This window comes from Bordetella sp. FB-8, from assembly GCF_000382185.1.
Taxonomy (GTDB): Bacteria; Pseudomonadota; Gammaproteobacteria; order Burkholderiales; family Burkholderiaceae_B; genus Bordetella.
The window spans coordinates 1,594,829-1,616,836 of record NZ_KB907784.1 but is presented as its reverse complement, the minus strand read 5'-3'; the positions used below and the strand labels follow the sequence as shown (position 1 = coordinate 1,616,836).

Here is a 22,008-nt window from a genome sequence, read left to right as displayed (position 1 = left end):
TCGGGCTGCGCTTCAGCGCCCGCCCGACACGTCGATGAATGTGCCGGTGGTATATGAGGCCTCGTCCGAGCACAACCACAGCACGGCGGCGGCCACTTCATCAGGTGTGCCGCCGCGCTTGAGCGGAACGGCGTCCTTGAGGCGGTCGATGCGGCCGGGTTCGCCGCCGCTGGCGTGTATTTCCGTGTGGATGAGCCCGGGCCGCACCGCGTTCACGCGTATGCCGTCGCCGGCGACCTCCTTGGCCAGGCCCAGGGTCAGCGTATCCACCGCTCCCTTGCTGGCGGCATAGTCCACGTATTCGTTGGGCGCACCCAGGCGGGCCGCCATGGACGAGATATTGACGATGACACCGCCCAGGCCGCCGTTGCGCGGCGCCATGCGCCGCACGGCTTCGCGGCAGCACAGAAAGGTGCCCAGCACATTGGTGTCCAGGATGCGGCGTATGCGCGCCGCGCTCATCTGTTCGACCGTAGCCTGTCTGTCGAGCACGCCGGCGTTGTTGACCAGCGCGTCGAGCCGGCCGTAGGCCTGCTGCACGCGCTCGAACAGGGTCATGATCTGGTCCTCCTGCGCCATGTCGGCCTGCACTGCGATGGCCTGGCCGCCTTGCGCGCGTATGGCCTGGACCACGGCGTCGGCGGCATCGCCGCGCTGGTGGTAGTTGACGCAGACCGCGTAGCCGCGACTGCCCGCCAGCAGCGCCGTTGCGGCGCCTATGCCCCGGCTGGCGCCGGTGACGAGCATGACTTTGGATTGCGTTGTCATATGCAGTGCCTATTTCCTAGGAGTGTGGCCGACCGCCTGGAAGCATCACTCGACATGCACGCCGGGCTCGCCCTCGCGCATCTCCCCGATAACGGCGGCATGGCCGAAGCCCTGGCTGCGGAAGATGTCGAGTACGCGCTCGGTTTCTTGCGCGGCGCAGGCCACCAGCAGCCCGCCGGAGGTCTGCGGATCGGTGAGCAGCGCGCGGGCCGTGTCGTCCACGCCGGCGCCCAGGCGTATGGACTCGCCGTACGACGCCCAATTGCGTCCCGAGGCGCCGGTGATCACGCCCTGCGCCGCATAGGCCTGCGCCTGGTCCAACCACGGCAGGTCGGCCAGGCGCACATGCGCGGCCAGACCCGCGCCGCGCGCCATCTCCAGCGCGTGGCCCAGCAGGCCGAAGCCGGTGACATCGGTGATGGCATGCACGCCGGGCAACTCGGACAGGGTCGCACCGGGCCGGTTAAGCTGTGTGGTGGCTTCGATCATGACGCGATAGCCGGCCGCATCGAGCAGATTCTTCTTGAGCGCGGCGGACAAAATGCCCACGCCCAGCGGCTTGCCCAGGATCAGCACGTCGCCCGCGCGCGCATCGGCATTGCGCTTGACGCGCTTGGGATGCACCAGGCCCATGGCGGCCAGTCCGTAGATGGGTTCGACCGAATCGATCGAATGGCCGCCCGCCACCGGGATGCCCGCCTCGGCGCACACCGACTCGCCGCCGCGCAGCACGTCGGCGATGACTTCGTGCGGCAACACATTGATGGGCATGCCCACGATGGCCAGCGCCAGAATGGGCGTGCCGCCCATGGCGTAGACGTCCGACAGCGCATTGGTCGCGGCGATGCGGCCGAAGTCGTAGGGATCGTCGACGATGGGCATGAAGAAATCGGTGGTGGCGATCAGCGCCTGCTCATCGTTCAGGCGATAGACGGCTGCATCGTCGGCGGTTTCGTTGCCCACCAGCAGATCCGCGCTGGGCTTGAACAGGGGCGCATGGCGGGCCAGCAAGGCCGACAGCACGCCGGGCGCGATCTTGCAGCCGCAGCCGCCGCCGTGCGAAAGCGAAGTCAGGCGCGGTGCGGTGATGGAAGAAGTTTGCGGCATGAAAATACCCCCCGATTGACGTCGATTAGAATAGTACTTCCGCGCGCCAAGCCTTGTCGCGCGCAGTTCGGCCCGATTCCGAGACTCGGCGCCGAGATGGCCCAATCCCCTTCATCGTGCATCGGAAACGCTCCATGGATCGTCGCGATTTTCTTCGTCTTACCTCCGTAGCAGGGGCGCTGTCGGCCAGCGGCCTGGGCTTCGAACAGGCCGCGCGCGCCGCCGCGCTGGATTCGGGCTGGCGCACCTTCGAACTGGTCACCGAAATCCACGTGCTCGATCCGGGCAAGCAGGCCCGCGTTTGGGTGCCCGTGCCTTTTGCGCAAAACACCGACTATCAGCGCAATGCGCAGACCACCTGGCAGGTCCAGGGCGAAGGCACCGGGGTGCTGGTCCAGGTGCCCGGCTACGACGTGCAGACGGTCGTTGCGCAGTGGCCCGACAACACACCCCACGCGCAGCGCAGCCTGACCGTCACCAGCCGCTTCCAGACCCGCGACCGGCGCGTTGATCTGAGCCTGCCGCCCAACCGGCACGCGCCGCGCGAAAACCGTGAGACGCTGCGCCGCTATCTGCAGCCCACCGCGTTGCTGCCTACCGACGGCATCGTCAAGACAACCTCCGATCAAATCACGCGCGGCCTGCGCGGCAACATCGCCAAAGCGCGCGCCATCTATGAATGGGTAATCGACAACACCCAGCGCGTCGCGGCCACGCGGGGCTGCGGCGTGGGCGATGTGCGCTACATGCTCACCACCCACAACATGGGCGGCAAGTGCGCCGACATCAGCGCGATCTTCGTTGCGCTGTCGCGCGCAGCCGGCGTGCCGGCCCGCGACGCCTACGGCATCCGCGTGGCCGACTCCCAGCTGGGCTACAAAAGCCTGGGAAAATCGGGCGACGTCACCCACGCGCAGCACTGCCGCGCCGAGTTCTACGCCGAAGGCTATGGCTGGATACCGGTGGATCCGGCCGACGTGCGCAAGGTCATGCTCGAAGAGCCTCCGGGCCATCTGCCGATGGACAACCCCCAGGTGCAGGCCGCGCGCGTGATGCTGTTCGGCTCCTGGGAAATGAACTGGGTGGCCTACAACCACGGCCACGACGTTTCGCTGCCCGGGTCCCTGCTGCCGGCCATTCCTTTCCTCATGTACCCCAACGGCGAAACCAGTGCGGGGCGCATCGACAGCCTGGACCCTGACAACTTCCGCTATCGTATCTCTGCGCGTCCGATCTCTGCGTAGGCGTCCCATGAACACGCTCAGACGCCGCCTGCTGCGAGCGGGCCTCGCAGGCGTTGCGGCGCCTGCCATATGCAAGGCCGCAGCCGCGCCAGCGCCACGCGGCGTAGCCGCCGAGGAAGCCGCGCTCAAGGCCGCCACGGGTCCGGACTGGGCCGCCTGGCAAGGCGGCCCGACGCCCGCGCTCAATCTGCCCGACCTGCATGGCCGCACGAGAAGCCTGAACGAGTTTCTGGACCACGTGGTCCTTGTGACCTTCTGGGCCACATGGTGCAGTTCCTGTCAGCAGGAAATTCCCGTCCTGTCGGCGCTGGCGGATCGCTACCACGACAAAGGCCTGCGGCTTGTCGCCGTCAATACCGCCGAAGCGCGCGCAAGAATCGACGCCTTCCTCGCGCGGCTGCCTGTTCACGGATTGGTGCTGGACGACCGCAACGGCATCGCCATGCACGACTGGCATGTAGTGGGCATGCCGGCCAATTTCGTCGTGGACCGCAGCGGAACGCTGCGCTTGTGGCACCTGGGCGAACTGGACTGGACGCGATCCGCAGTGCTCGACCCGATCGCTGCGCTGCTATAGGGCGCTGCACGCACCATGCCAAAGAAAAGACGTGCCATCTTGGTGCAAGCGTCTTGATTTTCTAAATATCGCGTAGCCTATCGTCGTTAGAAAAAAGTCGGATCCCCACTCTGATTTCTACGATGAAACACAATCCGTTATTCCGCCTGCTCGGGCGATTGCGTGTCGGCCGCAAGCTGCTGCTGATTTATCTGCTCGATCTGAGCGCCGTGTTCTATATCAGCGGCATCCTGATTCACGAAAAATACATCTCGATCGACTTCTCACGAAAAGAAATCGTCGGGAACGACTATCTCGCCACGGTGCGCGAGGCGCTGATCGACGTGGCCAAGGCTGGCGCCTCGGGCCGCGTCGATGCGCGACAGATCCACCGCACGATATCCGCTCTTTCGACTGCCCAGGAACGATACGGCGCCCACCTGCAAAGCGGCGAGCTGAATTCGACCCTTCGCCGCACGCTGACAGATATGGTCGCTTCGACGCGCGAGCCACATCAGCCTTCGTCGCAAGGCGTGCGCACCGCTCTTGATGCGAGCCGCGCACTCATCACACGCGTAGGCAATCAATCGAACCTGATTCTTGACCCTGACCTAGACAGTTATTACTCGATGTCGCTGTCGATCCTGCGCTATCCGGCGTTGCTCGACATCGCGAACGGTATTGGTCAGATTTTGCAAGAAGGCACCCCAGGCGCTCAGGACACGCAGGCCCCTCGCGAACTCAGTACACGCTATCTCGTTCTCGAAGGTCAACTCGATGCCGTATCACAGAATCTGCGCTCCGATTTTGTCGAGGCGAGCACCGCCAACCAGGATGTGAAACTTGCTTTAGCCGTGCCCATCGAGAATTTGCTCGACGCAATCGAGGCGTATCGCGCAGCCGCGCGATCAGTTGTTGTGCAACCCGGCGGCGACGCCACGAACTATGCGGCCGCGCAAGCCGCACAAGAAGCGCTGGTGGCACGCGTGGACCAGGCCTGGCGTGCCACCGGCACCAAACTCGGAGCGCTGTTGCATGCGCGCGTGCACGGTCTGTTCTCGCTCATGTGGCTCCATCTGGGCACCGCGCTTTTTTTATTGTGCGGCATTCTTTCCATGGTCTACCTCGTCGCGCAGCAGATATCCCGGCCACTGCGTGAGCTCGCGCGGGTGATGGACACCATACGGCGTACCGGCGATCACAGCGTACGCTCTTCTTGGCATAGCCAGGACGAAATCGGCCAACTGGTCACCGGCTTTAACGACATGCTCGCGCAACTGGATCATGAACGCGACGTAAGGCAAGAACTCGCGGCCACCGCGCGCGCATCGCAGGCGCAGCACGCTTTGGTCGAGGCAACACCCGTGCCGATGGTGGTCACCGCCGTACCGGGACACGAAGTCCTGCACGCGAACCGTCCCGCTCTTTACTGGCTCAACGGCCGCACATCGGATCCGTGGGCTTTCGGCCTGGATTCCGCTGTACGCGCGCGCTTTTTCCAGCAGCTTTCCGACCACGACGAAGTCGACGAATTCGAGGTGCGCTGGATGGCGAGCGAGGAGCCCACGTGGGCCATGCTGTCGGCGCGCCGTCTTACGTTCCAGGGCCACGACGCCGTGCTGACCGCGTTCACCCCGATCAATCAGATAAAGCTCATGGAACAGAGGCTGGAATTATGGGCCAAGGTATTCGAAGCGTCATCGGAGTCCATTCTGATCCTCGACGCAAATCGACGCCTGCTTACCGCAAACGCCTCTTTCTATCGGACAACGGGCTATCGCGCCGAAATCGTGTGCGGCACGGTGCCCGATTTCATCGTTTCGCCAACAAACGGCGAGCCGCTGATGGACAGTTTGGTCGTACTCGTCGATATATCGAGCGTCTGGAACGGCGAAGCCATCGTGCATCGTCGCGAAGGGGGAGATTATCCGGCATGGATCATGATCAGCGCCGTGCGCGATAAGCATTCGAGCGTATCGCACTATATCTGTACGCTCATCGACATTACGGATCGCAAGAAAAGCGAGGCGCGCATTCAGTTCCTGGCCGAGCATGACGTGCTCACGGAACTGCCGAACCGCGCGCTTTTCGCAAAACGCGTCGGGGCAGCCATCGAGCACGCGCAACACGCACGCGGCCGCATGGCCGTGCTATTTATCGATCTCGACCGTTTCAAGGACATCAATGACACACTCGGCCATCACGCGGGCGACGGATTGCTGCGCTCCGTTTCGCGGCGCCTGCTGCAATCGGTGCGCACCGGCGACACCGTTAGCCGGCTCGGCGGCGACGAATTCACGGTGCTGCTCTCGGTCGTAAGCAGCGCCGCCGACGTGGCCCGCCTGATCGAAGATAGACTGCTGCCGCTGATCCGCGAACCGCACTCGCTCGAAGGCAGGACATTGCAGGTCGAGTGCAGCATTGGCATCGCCATGTATCCCGATGACGGCGAAACGATCGAAGTCCTGATGCAGAACGCCGATGCCGCCATGTATCACGCAAAATCGAGCGGGCGCAATCTCGTGAAATTCTTCGCGGCGGACATGGCCGAACGCGCACGACACAGACTCGAACTCGAAACGCATATGCGCGCGGCGGTCGAACGCGGCGAGCTGTGGCTGGCATATCAGCCTTGCGTGGACGCGTCGACGGGGGAATTGATGAGCGTCGAGGCTTTGCTGCGCTGGCAGCATCCCCATCTCGGGCTGGTGCGGCCGTCGGAATTCATTCCCGTCGCCGAAGAAACGCGCTTGATTTTGCCAATCGGCGCCTGGGTGATCGAGCAAGCGTGCCACCAGATCGCAAGCTGGCGCAAAGCAGGCATTCCCGACATACGCGTATCGATCAATCTTTCGGCCATACAGATGCGCGATGATGAAAAGCTCGTCGACCGCCTGCGCAACAGTCTGGCCAGGCACGACGTGCCCGCGGACTGTCTGGAACTGGAAATCACGGAAACGGTGTTGATGGAAAGCGTCGGCCATTATCTCGACACCATCAAGAAGATCCGTGCTTTGGGCGTCAGGCTGTCTCTTGACGATTTCGGTACGGGATATTCGAGCCTCAGTTATCTGCACCGCTACCCGATAGACCGGATAAAAATCGACCGAGCGTTCGTGCATGGACGCCTCAACGACACCGCCGACCTGGCCGTGATCCGCGCGATCGTCGAACTCGGCCACGACCTCGGGCTGCGCGTGGTGGCCGAGGGCGTTGAACACCCGCATGAAGCCGATGCGCTACGCCGCATCGGCTGCGACGAATTCCAAGGCTTTCTCTATGCGCAGCCCTTGTCCAACGACGCCCTCATGCAATGGCTGCGCACGCGCGAAACGATATTGGCGTAGGCAATGCATGGCGCGCGAACACTTAACCTGGCGGAAGGCAGCCGGAGTCGAACCGACCTGGAAGCGTCTGACGCCCCCAACCGGGTTTGAAGCCCGGCCGTGCCGCCGGGCACGGATGCCTTCCGCAGCAAACCCATGATAGCCGTTCAAGCGCAGCGCGCCGACAGGCCGCCGTCCACCACCAGGGTCGACCCGTTCACATAGCGCGCCTCGTCGCTCGCGAGAAATAAGGCCGCGTAGGCCGTGTCCCAGGCGTCGCCCATGGCGCCCGTCGGCGATATTCTGTCGCGCTGAGAAATCATGGAATCCGCATCCCCGCCGTACGCCTCCTTGAGCGGCTCGCGGATCAGGGGCGTGTTCAGCATGCCGGGCACCACGCAATTGGCGCGTATGCCGTCGCCCGCATATTGCAAGGCGATATTGGACGTCATGGAAATCAGAGCCGCCTTGGTCGCGCTGTACGCCAGATACGGAAACCCCACCCAACGCATGCCGGCCACCGACCCGATGTTGACGATGGCGCCCTTCTTGCGCTCGAGCATATAGGGAATGACGTGCTTGCAGGTCAGGAAGACGCTGGTCTGGTTCACGGCGATCACGCGGTTCCAGCTTTCTTCCGAGGTCTCGACCGGGCCGCCCGTCTCGACGATACCGACGTTGTTGTGCAGCACGTCGATGCCGCCGTAATGTTCGGCGCAGGCCTGGGCCATGCGTTGGACATCGTCGGACTTGGATACGTCAGCCTGAAACGCGACGCACTGTCCGCCCTCGGACTCGATGATGCCTTGCGTCTCCCGCGCCGCATCGAGCCGATAGTCGACCGCGAACAGCCGCGCGCCTTCGCGCGCATACAGCACCGCGGCGGCCTTGCCGTTGCCCCATCCCGGACCGGACGATCCAGCGCCGGTCACAAGCACGATCTTGCCTTGCATGCGTAAGGTCATGTCTCGTTCTTTCCATTGTTATTGTGCAATACCCGTCCCGGGCGCCTGGAATCAGGTGCCGCGAAATACCGTACCGTCCTCGCGCAGCACATGGGCATCGCGCAGCCTGCGCGTGTAGCCGACGCGGTCGAAGAATTCCAGGATCTGGATGGCGCGCTTGCGGCCCAGGCCGGCCGCATCGCGAAATTCGGCTGCCTGCGCGCTGCCCTTCTGCGCGCAAAGGCCGGCCACCAGCGCGGCCAGGGTCTCGACGTGCTGACGATGATAGTAGAGGTCCTTGACGATCTGCACCACTTCGCCACGTTGCAGCAGCTTGCGCATGAGGTCGCGCACGCGCTCCTCGGGTTCGCCCAAGTCGCGGGCGATGCGGCGCACCCAGGGCGGATCGTAGGCGCCCGCCTGGAACAGGGGCAGGATTTTCGCCGCCAGCTCGGCCTGCGGCCCATCCAGCACGGCCGCATGCCAGGGGCGATGCAGCCAGGACCCGTTGCGCAGGGCAGTGCCTTCGCGCACCAGGCGTTCGATCACGGCGCGCCAAAGGGAACCGGGCGTTGCCGGCGCGGTGATCCGGCGCAAGCGCGCTGCGTCAAGGCCGGGCTCGTCGGGCGACTGCCGATGAAAATCTTCCAGCGCGTCCACCGCGCGCGCGCACAAGGCATCCCAATGGTTGTCCAGAATCAGGATGCGCGGCCCGCGCGCCGATACCCAGCGCGCACCGACCGGCATCGCGACCGCTTCGACGTGTTGGCCGCAAAACCGCTGCAAGGCCGCCTCGTCCAGGCCGAACTGCGCATGCCGCAGAACGGCGTCCAGCCCCTGTCCGGCCAGGCAGTCGGATACCGCGTCCAGCCAGGCCAGGCGCTGCGGCGTGCGACGCTTGCGGTCCGGCGCATTGGGATCGAGCACCACCCCGCCTCCCACCGTACACGAGGCCTGCGCATCGCGCACGATGTAGCGGTCGCCCGGCACGGCACAGACCGGTGCGTCGAATACCAGCTGCACCCTGCCGCCTTGCCCCGGCGCCAGCGTGTCAGGCATGAGCGGCACGGCATGCGCCATGTAATGCGCCGCGCCGATGTGCACATGCACCGGCGCCCAGACCCGCAGCGGCCCCTCAGCCGAGGCCAGCCATTGCATTTGCACATCGACATGGCGCGAAGGCAGAAAACTGCGCGCATCGGCAATCCAGTCGCCGCGCGCGATGGCGTCCTTGTCGATGCCGGGCAGGTTCAAGGCGCAGCGCTGTCCCGCCATGCCGACCAGAGCGACCCGATCCTGCGCGTGGATGCTTCGCACCCGTACCCGCGTACCCGCAGGCATCAGACACAGATCCGCCTCGAATTCCTCATCGATCCTCACCTGGCCCGCATGCACGGTACCGGTCACCACCGTGCCGTGGCCGGCCAGGGTGAAGACGCGATCGACGGCCAGGCGAAACAGGCCCGTGGCGCTGCGCGCAGGCCTGGCCCGGGCCTGGGCGTCGAGGTAGGCCATGAGCCGGGCCACGCCTGCGTCGCCCCGCTCATGGGCCCAGGTCGCGAAAACCGGTGCGTCCTGCAGGAAGGTGCCAGCCACCAATTGCGCAACGGTGCTTTCGGCGTGCCGCCGATCTGGTTCGTCGCAGCGATCGGTCTTGGTCAGGACGATGGCACCCTGATCCACGCCAAGCATTTCGAGAATGGCCAGGTGTTCGCGCGTCTGCGGCATGACGCCGTCGTCGGCCGCCACCACCAACAGGCCGAAATCGATGCCGCTGGCGCCAGCGGCCATGGTGTGCACCAGCTTTTCGTGGCCGGGCATGTCGATGAAGCCGAGCACATCGCCGTTGGACAGCGGCGCATAGGCATAGCCCAATTCGATGGATATGCCGCGCGCCTTCTCCTGCTTCAGTCGGTCAGTATCCACGCCGGTCAGCGCGCGAACCAGCGTGGTCTTGCCATGATCGATATGGCCCGCGGTGCCGATGATCATAGAGAATGGGCCAACTGCGCCGAGAACTCGGCTTCGTCGCGCTCTTCCAGACAACGCAGGTCCAGCCACAGGGCGTCATCGTCCAGACGGCCGATGACCGGGCGCGGCAAACCGCGCAGCCCGGCCTCCAGGCGAACCAGATGGCGGCCCGGTCGCCCTGGACCGAGATGGCGTATGCACAGGCCGCAGCTGGGCAACTGGTCCACCGGCAAGGCGCCGCTGCCGATCTGGCTGAACATGGCCGCGGCTTGGACCCGGTAGGCCGGGCCTGCCGCGTGCTGCACGATGTCGCGCAGACGCTCGGCAGCGGCCTGCATCAGGCGCTGCGGCCGCGTGAGCAGGCGCAGCGTGGTCAGGCGCTCGGCCAGGAACTCGGGCGAACGGTACAGGGCCAGCACCGGCTCCAACGCGGCCAGGGTGAGCTTGCCTACACGCAGTGCGCGCTTGAGCGGATTCTTCTTGATTTTGCGTATCAGGTCAGCGCGTCCCACCAGCAGACCGGCCTGCGGCCCACCCAGCAGCTTGTCGCCGCTGAAGGTGACCAGGTCGGCGCCGGCCAACACCGTGTCGCGTACCGTGTCCTCGCGCGGCAGACCCCATTGCACAAGATCGATCAAGGTGCCGCTGCCCAGGTCCACGGTCGCGGGCAGGCCACGACCGTGCGCGATCCGCGCCGTTTCGGCCACGGACACGCTCTTGGTGAAGCCGGTAACGGCGTAGTTACTGCAATGGACTTTCATCAACATGGCCGTGCGCGGGCCGATGGCCTGCTCGTAGTCGGCCTCATGGGTGCGATTGGTGGTGCCCACCTCGACCAGCCTGGCGCCGGCCCGCTTCATGATATCCGGGATGCGAAAAGCGCCGCCGATCTCGACCAGTTCGCCGCGCGAGACGACGACCTCGCGCTTGTCGGCCAGGGCATTGAGCATGAGCAGCACGGCTGCCGCGTTGTTGTTGACGACGGTGGCAGCCTCGGCGCCCGTGAGTTCGCGCAGCAGCCCTTCAACCACATCGTCGCGGTCGCCGCGGCCGCCGTCCTGCAGGTCGAACTCCAGATTGACCGGCGCGGTCAGCGCGCGCGCCACTGCCTGAACGGCTTCGTCGGGCAGCAGGGCGCGCCCCAGATTGGTGTGCAGCACGGTACCCGTAAGATTGAAGACCGGCCGCAGGCGAGGCTGCGAATCGCGCTTTAAGGCCTCTCCCGCTTCCCGCAAGATCGCTTCGGGCTGGGCGCTTGCGGCCGGCATGCGGCCGGCCAGCGCATCGGCGCGCAAGGCGGCCATGCGATCCCGCAGTGCCGCCACGACCCGCGCGCGTCCGAAAGCATCGAGCAGGGCCTGCGCCGACGCGGCGGCCAGCACCCGATCGAGCGCCGGGAGATCGGCGGGCGCCGCCGGCGCGCTATCGCCTCCGGGAAAAAACGGCGCCGTCATAACATGCCGGCCTGCTCGCCGCCTTCGCCATCCTCGTCCTGCCATAGCAGGGGATTGCCGCTGGCGCGCATGTAGCCGGCTTCGCCCATCAGCACGTCGAGCATCAGGCTGGCCAGATCGTCGGCCACCGGCTCGACGTCGAAGTCCTGCTCCTGGTAGAAAATTTTGCGATAGGTATGGCACTTGTCGCAGGATTCGGCGCGGATGGCCTGCGCGCCGCCCTCAATGGCGTGATAGGCCACCGTCTCGGTATCCTCGCAGTGCGAGCACGTGACCCGAACCAGATGCCATTCGCTGGCGCACAGCGCGCAGCACAGATAGCGGTAGCCGTCGAATTGCCCGCCCACGCGCACCACGCTGGCCACGGGCAGGCTGCCGCACACGGCGCAAACCCCGAAGGGGCTGGCCACCGGCAATTGCCTGGCATCGAAGCGACCGGCCAGGTCCGTCCAATAGACCTGCAACGCCGCCGCAATGAAAGGCGCGGCGGCGCTGTCGACTTCGCCGTCGCGCTCTGCCAGAACCGCGTCGGCCATCGCCTCGATGGCGTCAGGCTGCTCCTGCAGGGCGCGCCGCAAGTCGCGACAGACCTCGATCGCCTCGGCAGGCACGCCGGCGGTCATCTCCAGCCGCATCAATATCTGGCGCAAAAGGCCTGTCCAGAGCGGATCACGCCTGTAGCCCACGGCTTGCAGCGGCGGCATGCCGTGCGCCTGCGCCCGTTCGATCTGCTGAGTCCAGGCCCCCGGCGCCTGGCATCCGGCCAGCACCGCCTGCTGGGCATCGGCCACGTGCGCCATCAGGTGCAGATAATCGGCCACCGGGCTGTCCTGGGCCAGCTTGCGCAGCCGGGCCGCGCGCGTGGCGAACACCGAATCGCGCGTGGGCAATCTCACGCGGGCGATGGAATTGTGATCGAGGTCTTCGATTTCGCCGCGGGAAAGAATGCGCTGCAAGGCAATCTCCGGAAATGAATACGGCCGTCAGTCATGACGGCCGTAAAAGTATAGGCGGGATTCGGTCGGGCGCCTTGGGCGTTTTTCACCCGCTTCGCGATTGTCTCGATGGTTGCCACGACCGGTCCGACTCCATTGGGCCTGAGAACATTCGAGTCGGCGTCGGCAGGCATACTGCATCTGCCGAGCGCACCGATAGCGACGGCCCTTGTCGTCACGCCACTCGCGCGCGCCAAGCATGCCATTCTGGCTGCCGATCCTGCCGGGCATCTGCCTTGCCCGCGGTGAAATGACCCAGACGCCCGCGCCGCACTAAGGGACCGAGCAGATCGGAAGAAATCTCAAGGGCAAGGACTCTGCTCGGTGTATTGAATCCCTGCGCCCCGGATGTGCAGGGAAATTCGACGCAAGACACTCCTGCCATACCTTTCATTTATGCCGGGAATCGAGTCCCAGACATCATTGCTCAAGCTCCTTGCGTATTTCCTGCAATTCTCGCCGCCGCCTCGCGGTGGATTTCGGATAGGCCATCTTCAACGATTCGAGCGCATCCAATACGATGCGAGAGATGATCAGGCGCGCATTCTTCTTGTCATCGGCCGGCACGACGAACCAGGGCGCGTCGTGGGTGCTGGTCGCGCCAAGGCATTGTTCGTAAGCCTTCATATACTGCTTCCAGAATTTGCGCTCCGTCACGTCTGCCGCGCTGAATTTCCAGTTCTTGTCCGAATCGTCGATGCGCGCGAGAAAGCGCCTGCGCTGTTCCGCCTTCGAGAGATGCAGGAAAAACTTGATAATGCGCGTTCCGTTGCGCGCAAGGTGGCGCTCCAGATCGACAATCGACCGATACCGATCTTGCCAGACCGATCCGTCGCCGAGCGAAACATCCGACAAGCCCTCGCCAAGCAGAATCTCCGGGTGGACGCGCACGATCAGCACCTCCTCGTAGTAGGAACGATTGAATATGCCGATCTGCCCGCGCGCCGGCAAATCGCGGGTGGTGCGCCAGAGAAAGTCATGCTCCAACTCGACCGGCGTGGGGTGCTTGAAGCTAAAGACCTGGCAGCCCTGTGGGTTCACGCCCGACATCACATGCTTGATCGCGCCGTCCTTTCCGGCCGCGTCCATGGCCTGGAAGATCAGCAAAAGCGCATGGCGATTCGATGCGTAGAACAGCTGCTGCAGCGAACTCAATTGCGCCACATGCGCGGCCAGCATTTTCTGATAGTCCTCTTTCGAACTGTACAGGGGGTCGACCATGGTGGGCCATTTTTCGAGGCTGACGTCATCGCCCTCTTGCACACGGAAATCTTCCGATCCTGTTTTCATCTCAATACCATCCCTAGTCAAGTCGGCTGCCGCCCTTCTATCGCATGCCCCGTCTAAGACGGGAAGGTCATCGCGTTCTACACAATTTTCAGGCGGGAAAAAATTGGAATCTTCAACGCGTCCAGAACAAGCGAATAAATCACGGCCGCGATGAACACCCCTGCCACCAGCATGGCGGACAGCGGCGTCATCGCGAACCCGCCCACGGCAAGGACCACGGCGGTCACGACGTCGATGACCGACGAGGCGATCAGCCAGAGGCTGGGCCGGGCACCCCACATGCGGCGGCGTTGGCGAATGGCGTATAAGGTCGCCTGGCCGCTAAATACCAGGACCACGAAAGTCAAGGTCTGAAGCGCGCCCGCATCAAGAGCCATCTCGAACTTGCCCATTGCCAGTACGGCAATACAAAACGCCAGCAGTGCGATGCCGACGGCCGTACCCGCGAGCGTCAGATTGCCGATGCGCCATGTATTCGGTGCCGTCGAAGGATTGACGTTATCCGTCGTCAGCGACATGGCGAGAAAATCGCCGGTAATCATCAGGATCACCATCAATAGCGGCGTCAGGACCGCGTGCCCAGTCATGACCAGTCCGAACACCAGAAGAAGAACGGTCGTGATCTTCTTGATGATCGAGTTCAGCGTATAAGTCTGAATGCGCTGAAATGTGACGCGACCCTCCTTGACCGCCGCCACGATGCCGGCGAGCCCCGGCTCGATCAGCACCATCCCGGCGGCGGATTTGGCCACATCGGTCGCCGTCGACACCGCGATGCCCATTTGCGCCTGACGCAGCGCGGGCGCATCGTTGGCGCCGTCGCCACACATGCCAACGACGTGCCCGCCCTGTTGGAAAGCCTTGACGAGTTTGTATTTATCCTCCGGCAGCACGCCGGCGAAGACCGCGAATGATTCCGGCCTGACACCCTCTGGAATCGGCCCCGGTGGACTGACCGCGCCATCCAGGCCGACCGCGCGGGCAACGATGGCCGCGGTGGCTGGCGCGTCTCCAGTCACCATTACAGCGCGCACTCCAAGGCGATGAAGTTCGGTAACGAGCGCGGCCGAATCTTCGCGCGGCGGGTCGCTCAACGCGATCAGGCCGACCAGTTTCAAGGCCGCAGGCGCGCCTGCGGCCACGGCAAGCACCCGAAAACCTTGAGCCTCAAGTTCATTGACCGGCGTTGCCGCGGTCGGGGATGGCTCAGCAAGCCCTGCCACGACCGCGAAAGCACCCTTCACAATCCGCTGAACATTGCCGGCTGAATCGGTCGCGCTTGCCTCGGACGTTTTTTTGTCCGGATCGAAAGCGGTAAATCGGGTCAGTTTCGGCACATCGGGGGTACCTTGGCCCGCGGCGGCTGCGCGAATCGCCATATCGACCGGGTCGCCTGTGCCTTCTGCGCTCGCCAGCGCCGCGAGCGTCAAGACGTGCTGGTTGTCGAAGCCGGGCATCGGCCGCACGGTCGTGACCGTCAGCGCGTTGCGCGTCAAGGTGCCCGTCTTGTCGGCGCACAGCACATCCATGGTGCCTGCTTCGTCTACGGCGGCCAGGCGCGTGGACAATACGCCACGTCCCGCCAAGGCGCGCGCGCCGAGCGCAGCCGACAGCGTGAAGGTGGCCGGCAAGGCCACGGGAATCGACGCAAGCACGGCTGTCAGCACGAGCGGCACGATATCCACTGTCGGCATGTGAAGGTACAAAGCCCAAGCAAACAGCATCGCAATGACTACGCCGCTGAAGATCGCCAGATTGCGCACGACCAGCAACACCGCCTTCTGCTGCGAGCTTGACGCATGCGCGGTGCGGACCAACTCCGCCGTGCGGCCAAAGCGGGTATGAACCCCGGTCGCGGTCACCACCGCCACCGCTTCGCCGCGGCGCACCAGCGCGCCGGCATAGGTTTGCACGCCGGCTGAGGCTTCGATCGGCACCGATTCGCCGGTGAGCATCGAGTGGTCAAGCAGCGCATTGCCCGAAGTGAGCTTCGCGTCGGCAGCCACCACCGCGCCCAGCGATAACTTGATCACGTCCCCCGGGACCAGATCCGCGGCCGGCACGCTCGACCATACTCCGTCGCGCTGCACCGAAGCGTTGAGCGCAAGCCGCGATTTCAACGCCTTGAGCGTCGCCTGCGCCCGGCTTTCCTGAAAGAGCCCGAGCGCGGCGTTGAACACGAGCAGTCCCGCAATGACCGCCGCCTCGACGAATTTCCCGAGGGCGCACTCGAGCACGATGGCGGCCTCGAGCATCCACGGAACCGGTGCCCAGAATTTCACGAGCGCCCTGCGCAATGGATGGATCGAGGCATCCGGCGTCGCGTTCGGACCGGACTGGGCCAATCTGCGGCGCGCCTCGGCACTGCTCAGGCCGCCCGCGGGCGGCGTTTCCGGCGGACTCGCCGAAACAGACGCAGAAGCAGTCTTTATTGTCGGCACTGACATGATGTAGGCGTTCTCTTTGTGGGTTGATTCTCACTTGGACAATAAGCCGGTGCACAAAGACAAACCGTACGAAAGCGTACGAACGGGGATTGGGCTGCCTTGGTCCGATATGGGACAGATGGACGGAGCAGAAGTCGTCATTGTTCATGCAAAGCGCTGCAATCACGCCGCGCTCAGTGCCCCATGGAGGGCAGTATGAACAAGCCAGCAACGCATCAAGCAAGTCACCTTTCGGCAAAACCCGACGCCGCGGCGCATGACGAGCCGGTCAAGCGCGAAATACTGAGGGCGCACAAATCCGGCGAAATGCCGAAAAAGGATCCGCCACCGAAGCGGCCTGTCATGCATGAATATTCCGACGCCGGACAATCGGAAAAAACACGCACGCCAGAGGGGTCCGATGTCGAACCCGAGTTCGACGAAATCTGGGAGAGCGATGGGGGAGAAGTGCGCCGGTCCGCCACCCTTGGTCGAAAAAACCGGCGCGGCTAAAAACAACGGCGCGCCCACGCTGCGTGGGCGCGGCAAAGCACGCGCCGCGCGATTATTTGCGCATTGCGCGGAACCACAGGCGATGGTGCTTCCACGCCCATCCCGGCGTGACCGTTCCACGCACCATCGCCTGCACCGACCCTTTCACCCAGATCGCGGCATAGATATGCACGATGATCGAGCAGATTATGACAAAGGCACAGATCGCATGCAGCACGGCCGCCGCACGGATCACGCCGATGGGAAAATACAGCGAAAAATACGCACGCCAGATGACCAGGCCCGAAAGCAGCAGCCCGATCATGCACAGGATCAGCACATAGAACAGCACCTTCTGGCCGGCGTTGTACTTGCCCACCTCGGGCAGTTTCTCATCGCGGTTGGCCAGCACATCCTTGATCTGTCCGAGCCACTGCCGGTCGGCGGCCGTGATGCGGTTGTGCTTGAACACGCGAACGGCAAAAATGGAGAACGAGACAAACATCGCCACGCCCACGAAAGGATGAAGAATGCGGGTCCAGGGCCCGCCGCCGAACAGGTTGGTGAGCCAGAAGAACGCCGGATGAAACAGCGCCAGACCGGACAGCGCCAGCAGCACGAAACAGATGGCGGTAAACCAATGGTTGCTGCGCTCGTCGGCGCTGTAGCGCTGTATGAGTTTGCGGTCGCCACTCATGATTTGGTCTCCTCTTGGGCCTTGCGCTCATCCTCTTCGGACGTTTCGTTGGGGCCGGTGCGAACATAGTGGAAGAACCCCGCCAACGCCGAGAAGGCCATGACGGCCACGCCCAGCGGCTTGGCGATGCCCTTCCAGAACGACACCATGGGGCTGATCCGCGGGTCTTTCGGCAGGCCGTGGTAGAGCTGCGGCTTGTCGGCATGATGCAGCACGTACATCACGTGCGTGCCCCCCACGCCCTGCGGATCGTACAGGCCGGCATGCTCGAAGCCGCGCGATTTGAGGTCCTCGATGCGCTCGGCCGCGTGCGCGTGCATGTCATCCTTGGTGCCGAAGGTGATGGCGCCGGTGGGGCAGCTCTTGACGCAGGCCGGTTCCTGGCCGACCGCGACGCGGTCAGAGCAGAGCGTGCACTTGTAGGCCTTGCTGTCCTTCTTGGAGATGCGCGGCACGTTGAACGGGCAGCCGGTCACGCAGTAGCCGCAGCCTATGCAGTTTTCCTCGTGGAAATCCACGATGCCGTTGGTGTACTGCACGATGGCGCCCGGCGAAGGGCAGGCCTTCAGGCAGCCCGGGTCCTCGCAATGCATGCAGCCGTCCTTGCGGATCAGCCACTCCAGGTTGCCCTGCTCGTCCTCGTATTCGGCAAAACGCATCACCGTCCAGGAGTGCTCGGTCAGGTCGGCCGGATTGTCGTAGACGCCCACGTTGGTGCCGATCTCGTCGCGCAGGTCGTTCCACTCCATGCACGCGGCCTGGCAGGCCTTGCAGCCAATGCACTGGGACACATCGATCAGCTTGGCCAAGGCGCCGGTGGCAGGCTCGCGCACCTGGGGCGGCGGCGTGGTGGTGGCCGAAAGCCGCTTGATGTCTAGGGATTGCAGGGACATGGCTTGCGCTCCTATGCCTTCTCGACCTTCACGAGGAAGGACTTGAATTCCGGCGTCTGGCTATTGGCATCGCCCACGAACGGGGTCAGCGTGTTTGCAAGAAAGCCAGGCTTGGCGATGCCCACGAAGCCCCAATGTATGGGTATGCCCACGTGATGCACGGTCCTGCCTTCGACCTTGAGCGGCTTGATGCGTTTGGTGACCAGCGCCTTGGCCTTGATGTAGCCGCGGTTGGAGGAAACCTTGACCATGGATCCGTTGGGAATGCCCAACTCCTGCGCCAGCGCCTCGCCGATTTCGACGAATTGCTCGGGCTGCAGGATCGCGTTGATCTGGACGTTCTTGGTCCAGTAGTGGAAGTGTTCCGTCAACCGGTAGGTGGTGGCCACGTAGGGGAATCGGTCTACCGTACCCAAGGCCTGCTGGTCGTCCTTGAACAGGCGCGCCGCCGGATTGCTGGTTACCGCCTTGTTCTTGGGATAGACCGGGTTGTAGCCCAGTGGATTCTCGAACGGTTCGTAATGCGTCGGGAAAGGACCTTCGGCCATACCCGCGCGGGCAAAAAAGCGCGCGACGCCCTCAGGGTTCATGATGAAGGGGCCCATGCCGTCGGCGGGCTTGGACGTGACGACGAAGTCAGGCACGTCGGCGCCGCTCCAGCTCGCGCCGTTCCAGGAAATCAGCGCGCGTTGGGGGTTGAAGGGCTTGCCCGTCAGGTCGCAGGAAGCGCGGTTGTAGAGCACCCGGCGGTTGGCCGGCCAGGCCCAGGCCCAGTTCAGCGTCTGTCCGATGCCGGTCGGGTCGCTATTGTCGCGGCGGGCCATCAGGTTGCCGTCCTGCGTCCATGCGCCGGCAAAGATCCAGCAGCCCGACAGCGTGGTGCCGTCGTCACGCAATTCGGCAAAACCCGCCAACTGCTCGCCCGCCTTGCGCGTGACCGTACCGGCCGCATCCTTCAGGTCGGCCAGCGCGCGGCCGGAGTATTCCTTGGCCAGTTCGGCGGGCGTGGGCGAGGCCGGATCGGCGTAAGGCCAGGACAGGTTGACGATGGGGTCGGGGAACTTGCCGCCCTCCTTGCGGTACATGTCGCGCAGGCGCACGAACAGACCCGACATGATGTCGATGTCGCTCCTGGCTTGCCCCGGAGGCTGGGCGCCCTTCCAGTGCCACTGCAACCAGCGGCCCGAATTGACCAGCGCGCCGTCCTCCTCGGCAAAGCAGGTGGTCGGCAGACGAAAGACCTCGGTCTGGATCTGGCGGGAGTCGACGTCGTTGTGCTCGCCGTAGTTCTTCCAGAATTCGGAGGTTTCCGTGCGCAGCGGATCCATGATGACCAGGAACTTCAGCTTGGAGAAGGCCGACAGCATCTTGGCCTTGTCCGGTGCGGCCGCCAGGGGGTTGAAGCCCTGACAGATGTAGCCGTTGACCTTGCCCTGATTCATCAGCTCGTACGTCTGCAGCATGTCGTACATCTTGTCGAGCTTGGGCAAGTAGTCGTAGGCCCAGTTGTTGTCGGCGGTCGCCGCAGCGCCCCACCAAGCCTTCATGAAGCTCACATGGAACTTCTTGTAGTTCTGCCAATAGCTCAGCTGGCCCGGGCGCAGCGGTTTCAGGGCCCGGGCCGCGATATAGCCGTTGAAGTCCTGCTCGGGCTCGTTGGGCAGCGTCATGTAGCCGGGCAGCAGATTGGACATCAGGCCCAGGTCAGTCAGGCCCTGGATGTTCGAATGCCCGCGCAAAGCGTTCATGCCGCCTCCCGCCACGCCGATATTGCCCAGGAGCAGCTGCAACATGGCGCCGGTGCGGATCATCTGCGAGCCGACGGAGTGCTGCGTCCAGCCCAGCGCATACATGATGGTGGCCGCGCGGCCCGGCACGGCCGTGGAAGCCAGCATGTCGCACACTTTCAGGAATTTTTCCCTGGGCGTGCCGCAGACGCTCTCGACCATCTCAGGCGTATAGCGCTCGTAGTGCTGCTTTAGCAACTGGTAGACCGTGCGCGGATGCTGCAAGGTCGGATCCGTCTTCACATAGCCGTCGTCTGCGCGCTCGTAGTCCCACGAGTCCCTGTTGTACATATGCTTCTGGGCCTCGTAGCCGGAGAACACGCCTTCGTCGAAGGCGAAATCCTCGCGCACGATGAACGAGAAATCGGTGTAGTTCTTGACGTACTCGTGCTGGATCTGGTCCTTCTCGAGCAGGTAGCGTATGGCCCCGCCCAGAAACACGATGTCCGTGCCGGTACGTATGGGCGCATAGAAATCCGCCACGGAAGCCGAGCGCGTGAAGCGCGGATCCACGACGATGAGCTTGGCCTTGTTGTGGGCCTTGGCTTCGGTTACCCATTTGAAGCCGCAGGGGTGAGCCTCGGCGGCATTGCCGCCCATGATCAACACCACGTCCGCGTTCTTGATGTCGACCCAATGGTTCGTCATCGCTCCACGGCCAAACGTCGGGGCAAGACCTGCCACCGTCGGGCCGTGTCAGACACGGGCTTGGTTGTCGAACGCCAGAACGCCCAGACTGCGGACGACTTTATGAGTGAGGTAGCCGACTTCGTTGCTACCCGCCGAGGCAGCCAGCATGCCCGTGGTCAACCAGCGGTTGACTGTCTTGCCATCGCCCGTCTTTTCGACGAAGTTGGCGTCGCGATCCTGCTTGAGCAGCTTGGCGATGCGATCGAGCGCCTCGTCCCAGGACACGCGCGTCCATTTGTCCGAGCCCGCGGCGCGGTACTCGGGATACATGAGCCGGCTGGGACTGTGGATAAAGTCGATCAGCCCAGCGCCCTTGGGGCAGAGCGTGCCGCGATTGACGGGATGATCCGGGTCGCCTTCGATGTGCACAATGTTCGCCGCGACGTTCTTGGCGCGGTCGCCCAGACCGTACATCAGAATGCCGCATGCCACGGAACAATAGGGACAGGTATTGCGCGTTTCGGTCATGCGCGTCAGTTTGTACTGACGCACCTCGGCCAGCGCGTTGCTGGGGGCAGCCCCCAGCAGGGCCAGACTCGAACCCGCCAACGTCGCCCCTGTCATCTTGAAGAACTGGCGGCGATTCATGTTGACCATGAAGCACTCCCTTCTCGGTGAATGATGGGTTGTCCGCGCGGGCGTTGCGCGATGCTCGACCACGCGGTACGGCTTTTGCTTACACAAAACACCGGGCCAGTATAGGGCGCCCCTATCAACGGCAGGGTGAATTTTCCAATCGCGCGCCGTCTTTTTCATGTTGCGCCGCAACACTCGACGCCTCGCCGGCCGCCCTATACAGTAACGGCTTTCCACTCTGCGGGCCGACCCAATGGACACTCCCAGCCATCAATTGTCGATGACCATCCTCATGACGCCCGACACGGCCAATTTCGCCGGCAACGTGCATGGCGGCACCATCCTCAAGCTGCTCGACCAGGTGGCCTATGCCTGCGCCAGCCGCTATGCCGGCTCCTATGTGGTCACGCTCTCGGTAGACCAGGTCATGTTCCGCCAGCCTATACATGTGGGCGAGTTGGTGACCTTCCTGGCCGCGGTCAATTACACCGGCCGCTCGTCGATGGAGATCGGGATCAAAGTGGTCGCCGAGGACATTCGCAAGAAATGCGTGCGTCACGCCAACAGCTGCTACTTCACCATGGTGGCGGTCGACGACACGGGCAAAACCACGGCGGTGCCTGCGCTCAAGCCCACCGACCCGGAGGAAGTGCAGCGCTTTGAGAGCGCCAAGCAGCGCCGCGCCCTGCGCGAGGAAATGGAAAAGCGCCACCAGGCCATCGTGCAGAGATTTCCCGACGGCGTCGATTGAGCCGTCCGGAGCAGGAGCGTAAGCGGCAAGAACCGCATGCT

General features: G+C 63.9%; 16 protein-coding genes and 1 tRNA gene. 5 read left to right on the top strand and 12 right to left on the bottom strand.

Features of this window, described 5'->3' with window-relative positions:
- Window positions 1–12: 12 nt before the first annotated feature.
- Together H143_RS0107730 and selD are read right to left on the bottom strand one after the other, a co-directional pair.
- Window positions 13–768, bottom strand: a complete 756-nt coding sequence (locus H143_RS0107730) for an SDR family oxidoreductase (RefSeq protein WP_019937660.1) — start codon at window positions 766–768, stop codon at window positions 13–15.
- A gap of 45 nt (window positions 769–813) precedes the next feature.
- A complete protein-coding gene (gene selD / locus H143_RS0107725; protein WP_019937659.1) occupies window positions 814–1,875 on the bottom strand; it encodes a selenide, water dikinase SelD in 1,062 nt (353 codons plus the stop codon).
- A gap of 134 nt (window positions 1,876–2,009) precedes the next feature.
- Between selD and H143_RS0107720 the strand changes: the two genes are divergently transcribed.
- From H143_RS0107720 to H143_RS0107710, 3 genes are all read left to right on the top strand, one after another.
- Window positions 2,010–3,119 (top strand): transglutaminase-like domain-containing protein, encoded by a 1,110-nt coding sequence (locus H143_RS0107720; RefSeq protein ID WP_019937658.1) that lies wholly within the window; start codon window positions 2,010–2,012, stop codon window positions 3,117–3,119.
- A 7-nt stretch (window positions 3,120–3,126) separates the two neighbouring features.
- Window positions 3,127–3,696, top strand: a complete 570-nt coding sequence (locus H143_RS0107715; RefSeq protein WP_019937657.1) for a TlpA disulfide reductase family protein — start codon at window positions 3,127–3,129, stop codon at window positions 3,694–3,696.
- Window positions 3,697–3,818: 122 nt separating this feature from the next.
- The gene (locus H143_RS0107710; RefSeq protein ID WP_019937656.1) at window positions 3,819–7,022 is read left to right on the top strand and encodes an EAL domain-containing protein; all 3,204 of its coding nucleotides are present in this window, start codon (window positions 3,819–3,821) and stop codon (window positions 7,020–7,022) included.
- A gap of 28 nt (window positions 7,023–7,050) precedes the next feature.
- Here H143_RS0107710 and H143_RS0107705 read toward each other — a convergent pair.
- From H143_RS0107705 to H143_RS0107675, 7 genes are all read right to left on the bottom strand, one after another.
- Window positions 7,051–7,146 (bottom strand) — tRNA-Sec (locus H143_RS0107705).
- Between the two features lie 22 nt (window positions 7,147–7,168).
- The gene (locus H143_RS0107700) at window positions 7,169–7,966 is read right to left on the bottom strand and encodes an SDR family NAD(P)-dependent oxidoreductase (protein WP_019937655.1); all 798 of its coding nucleotides are present in this window, start codon (window positions 7,964–7,966) and stop codon (window positions 7,169–7,171) included.
- 51 nt (window positions 7,967–8,017) lie between these two features.
- Window positions 8,018–9,937: a selenocysteine-specific translation elongation factor gene (gene selB / locus H143_RS0107695; RefSeq protein WP_019937654.1), complete on the bottom strand. Its 1,920-nt coding sequence runs from the start codon at window positions 9,935–9,937 to the stop codon at window positions 8,018–8,020.
- Entirely contained in the window at window positions 9,934–11,370 is a 1,437-nt protein-coding gene (selA, locus tag H143_RS0107690; RefSeq protein WP_019937653.1) for an L-seryl-tRNA(Sec) selenium transferase, read from the bottom strand. The genes selB and selA overlap by 4 nt, the downstream gene beginning before the upstream one ends.
- Window positions 11,367–12,326, bottom strand: coding sequence for a formate dehydrogenase accessory protein FdhE (fdhE, locus tag H143_RS20225; RefSeq protein WP_019937652.1), 960 nt, complete (start codon window positions 12,324–12,326; stop codon window positions 11,367–11,369). Before fdhE ends, selA begins: the two co-directional genes overlap by 4 nt.
- Window positions 12,327–12,785: 459 nt before the next feature.
- Window positions 12,786–13,655, bottom strand: a complete 870-nt coding sequence (locus H143_RS0107680) for an ADP-polyphosphate phosphotransferase (RefSeq protein ID WP_019937651.1) — start codon at window positions 13,653–13,655, stop codon at window positions 12,786–12,788.
- 77 nt (window positions 13,656–13,732) lie between these two features.
- Window positions 13,733–16,102 carry an HAD-IC family P-type ATPase gene (locus H143_RS0107675; RefSeq protein WP_051094381.1) on the bottom strand — a complete coding sequence of 790 codons (2,370 nt, stop codon included), beginning with the start codon at window positions 16,100–16,102 and terminating at the stop codon, window positions 13,733–13,735.
- Between the two features lie 195 nt (window positions 16,103–16,297).
- Here H143_RS0107675 and H143_RS0107670 point away from each other — a divergent pair, with 195 nt between their 5' ends.
- The gene (locus tag H143_RS0107670; protein ID WP_155803349.1) at window positions 16,298–16,594 is read left to right on the top strand and encodes a hypothetical protein; all 297 of its coding nucleotides are present in this window, start codon (window positions 16,298–16,300) and stop codon (window positions 16,592–16,594) included.
- A gap of 52 nt (window positions 16,595–16,646) precedes the next feature.
- Here the strand turns inward: H143_RS0107670 and H143_RS0107665 are convergent, their stop codons facing one another.
- The 3 genes from H143_RS0107665 to fdnG are packed head-to-tail and all read right to left on the bottom strand — an operon-like array spanning window position 16,647 to window position 21,237.
- Window positions 16,647–17,270, bottom strand: a complete 624-nt coding sequence (locus H143_RS0107665) for a formate dehydrogenase subunit gamma (RefSeq protein ID WP_019937647.1) — start codon at window positions 17,268–17,270, stop codon at window positions 16,647–16,649.
- On the bottom strand, window positions 17,267–18,163 hold the full coding sequence (fdxH, locus tag H143_RS0107660) for a formate dehydrogenase subunit beta (protein ID WP_019937646.1): 897 nt from the start codon (window positions 18,161–18,163) through the stop codon (window positions 17,267–17,269). Before fdxH ends, H143_RS0107665 begins: the two co-directional genes overlap by 4 nt.
- An 11-nt stretch (window positions 18,164–18,174) precedes the next feature.
- Complete coding sequence (fdnG, locus tag H143_RS0107655; protein ID WP_155803348.1) at window positions 18,175–21,237, bottom strand: formate dehydrogenase-N subunit alpha; 3,063 nt, start codon at window positions 21,235–21,237, stop codon at window positions 18,175–18,177.
- A 232-nt stretch (window positions 21,238–21,469) separates the two neighbouring features.
- Here fdnG and H143_RS0107645 point away from each other — a divergent pair, with 232 nt between their 5' ends.
- Window positions 21,470–21,967, top strand: a complete 498-nt coding sequence (locus tag H143_RS0107645) for an acyl-CoA thioesterase (protein ID WP_026349828.1) — start codon at window positions 21,470–21,472, stop codon at window positions 21,965–21,967.
- Window positions 21,968–22,008 lie beyond the last annotated feature (41 nt).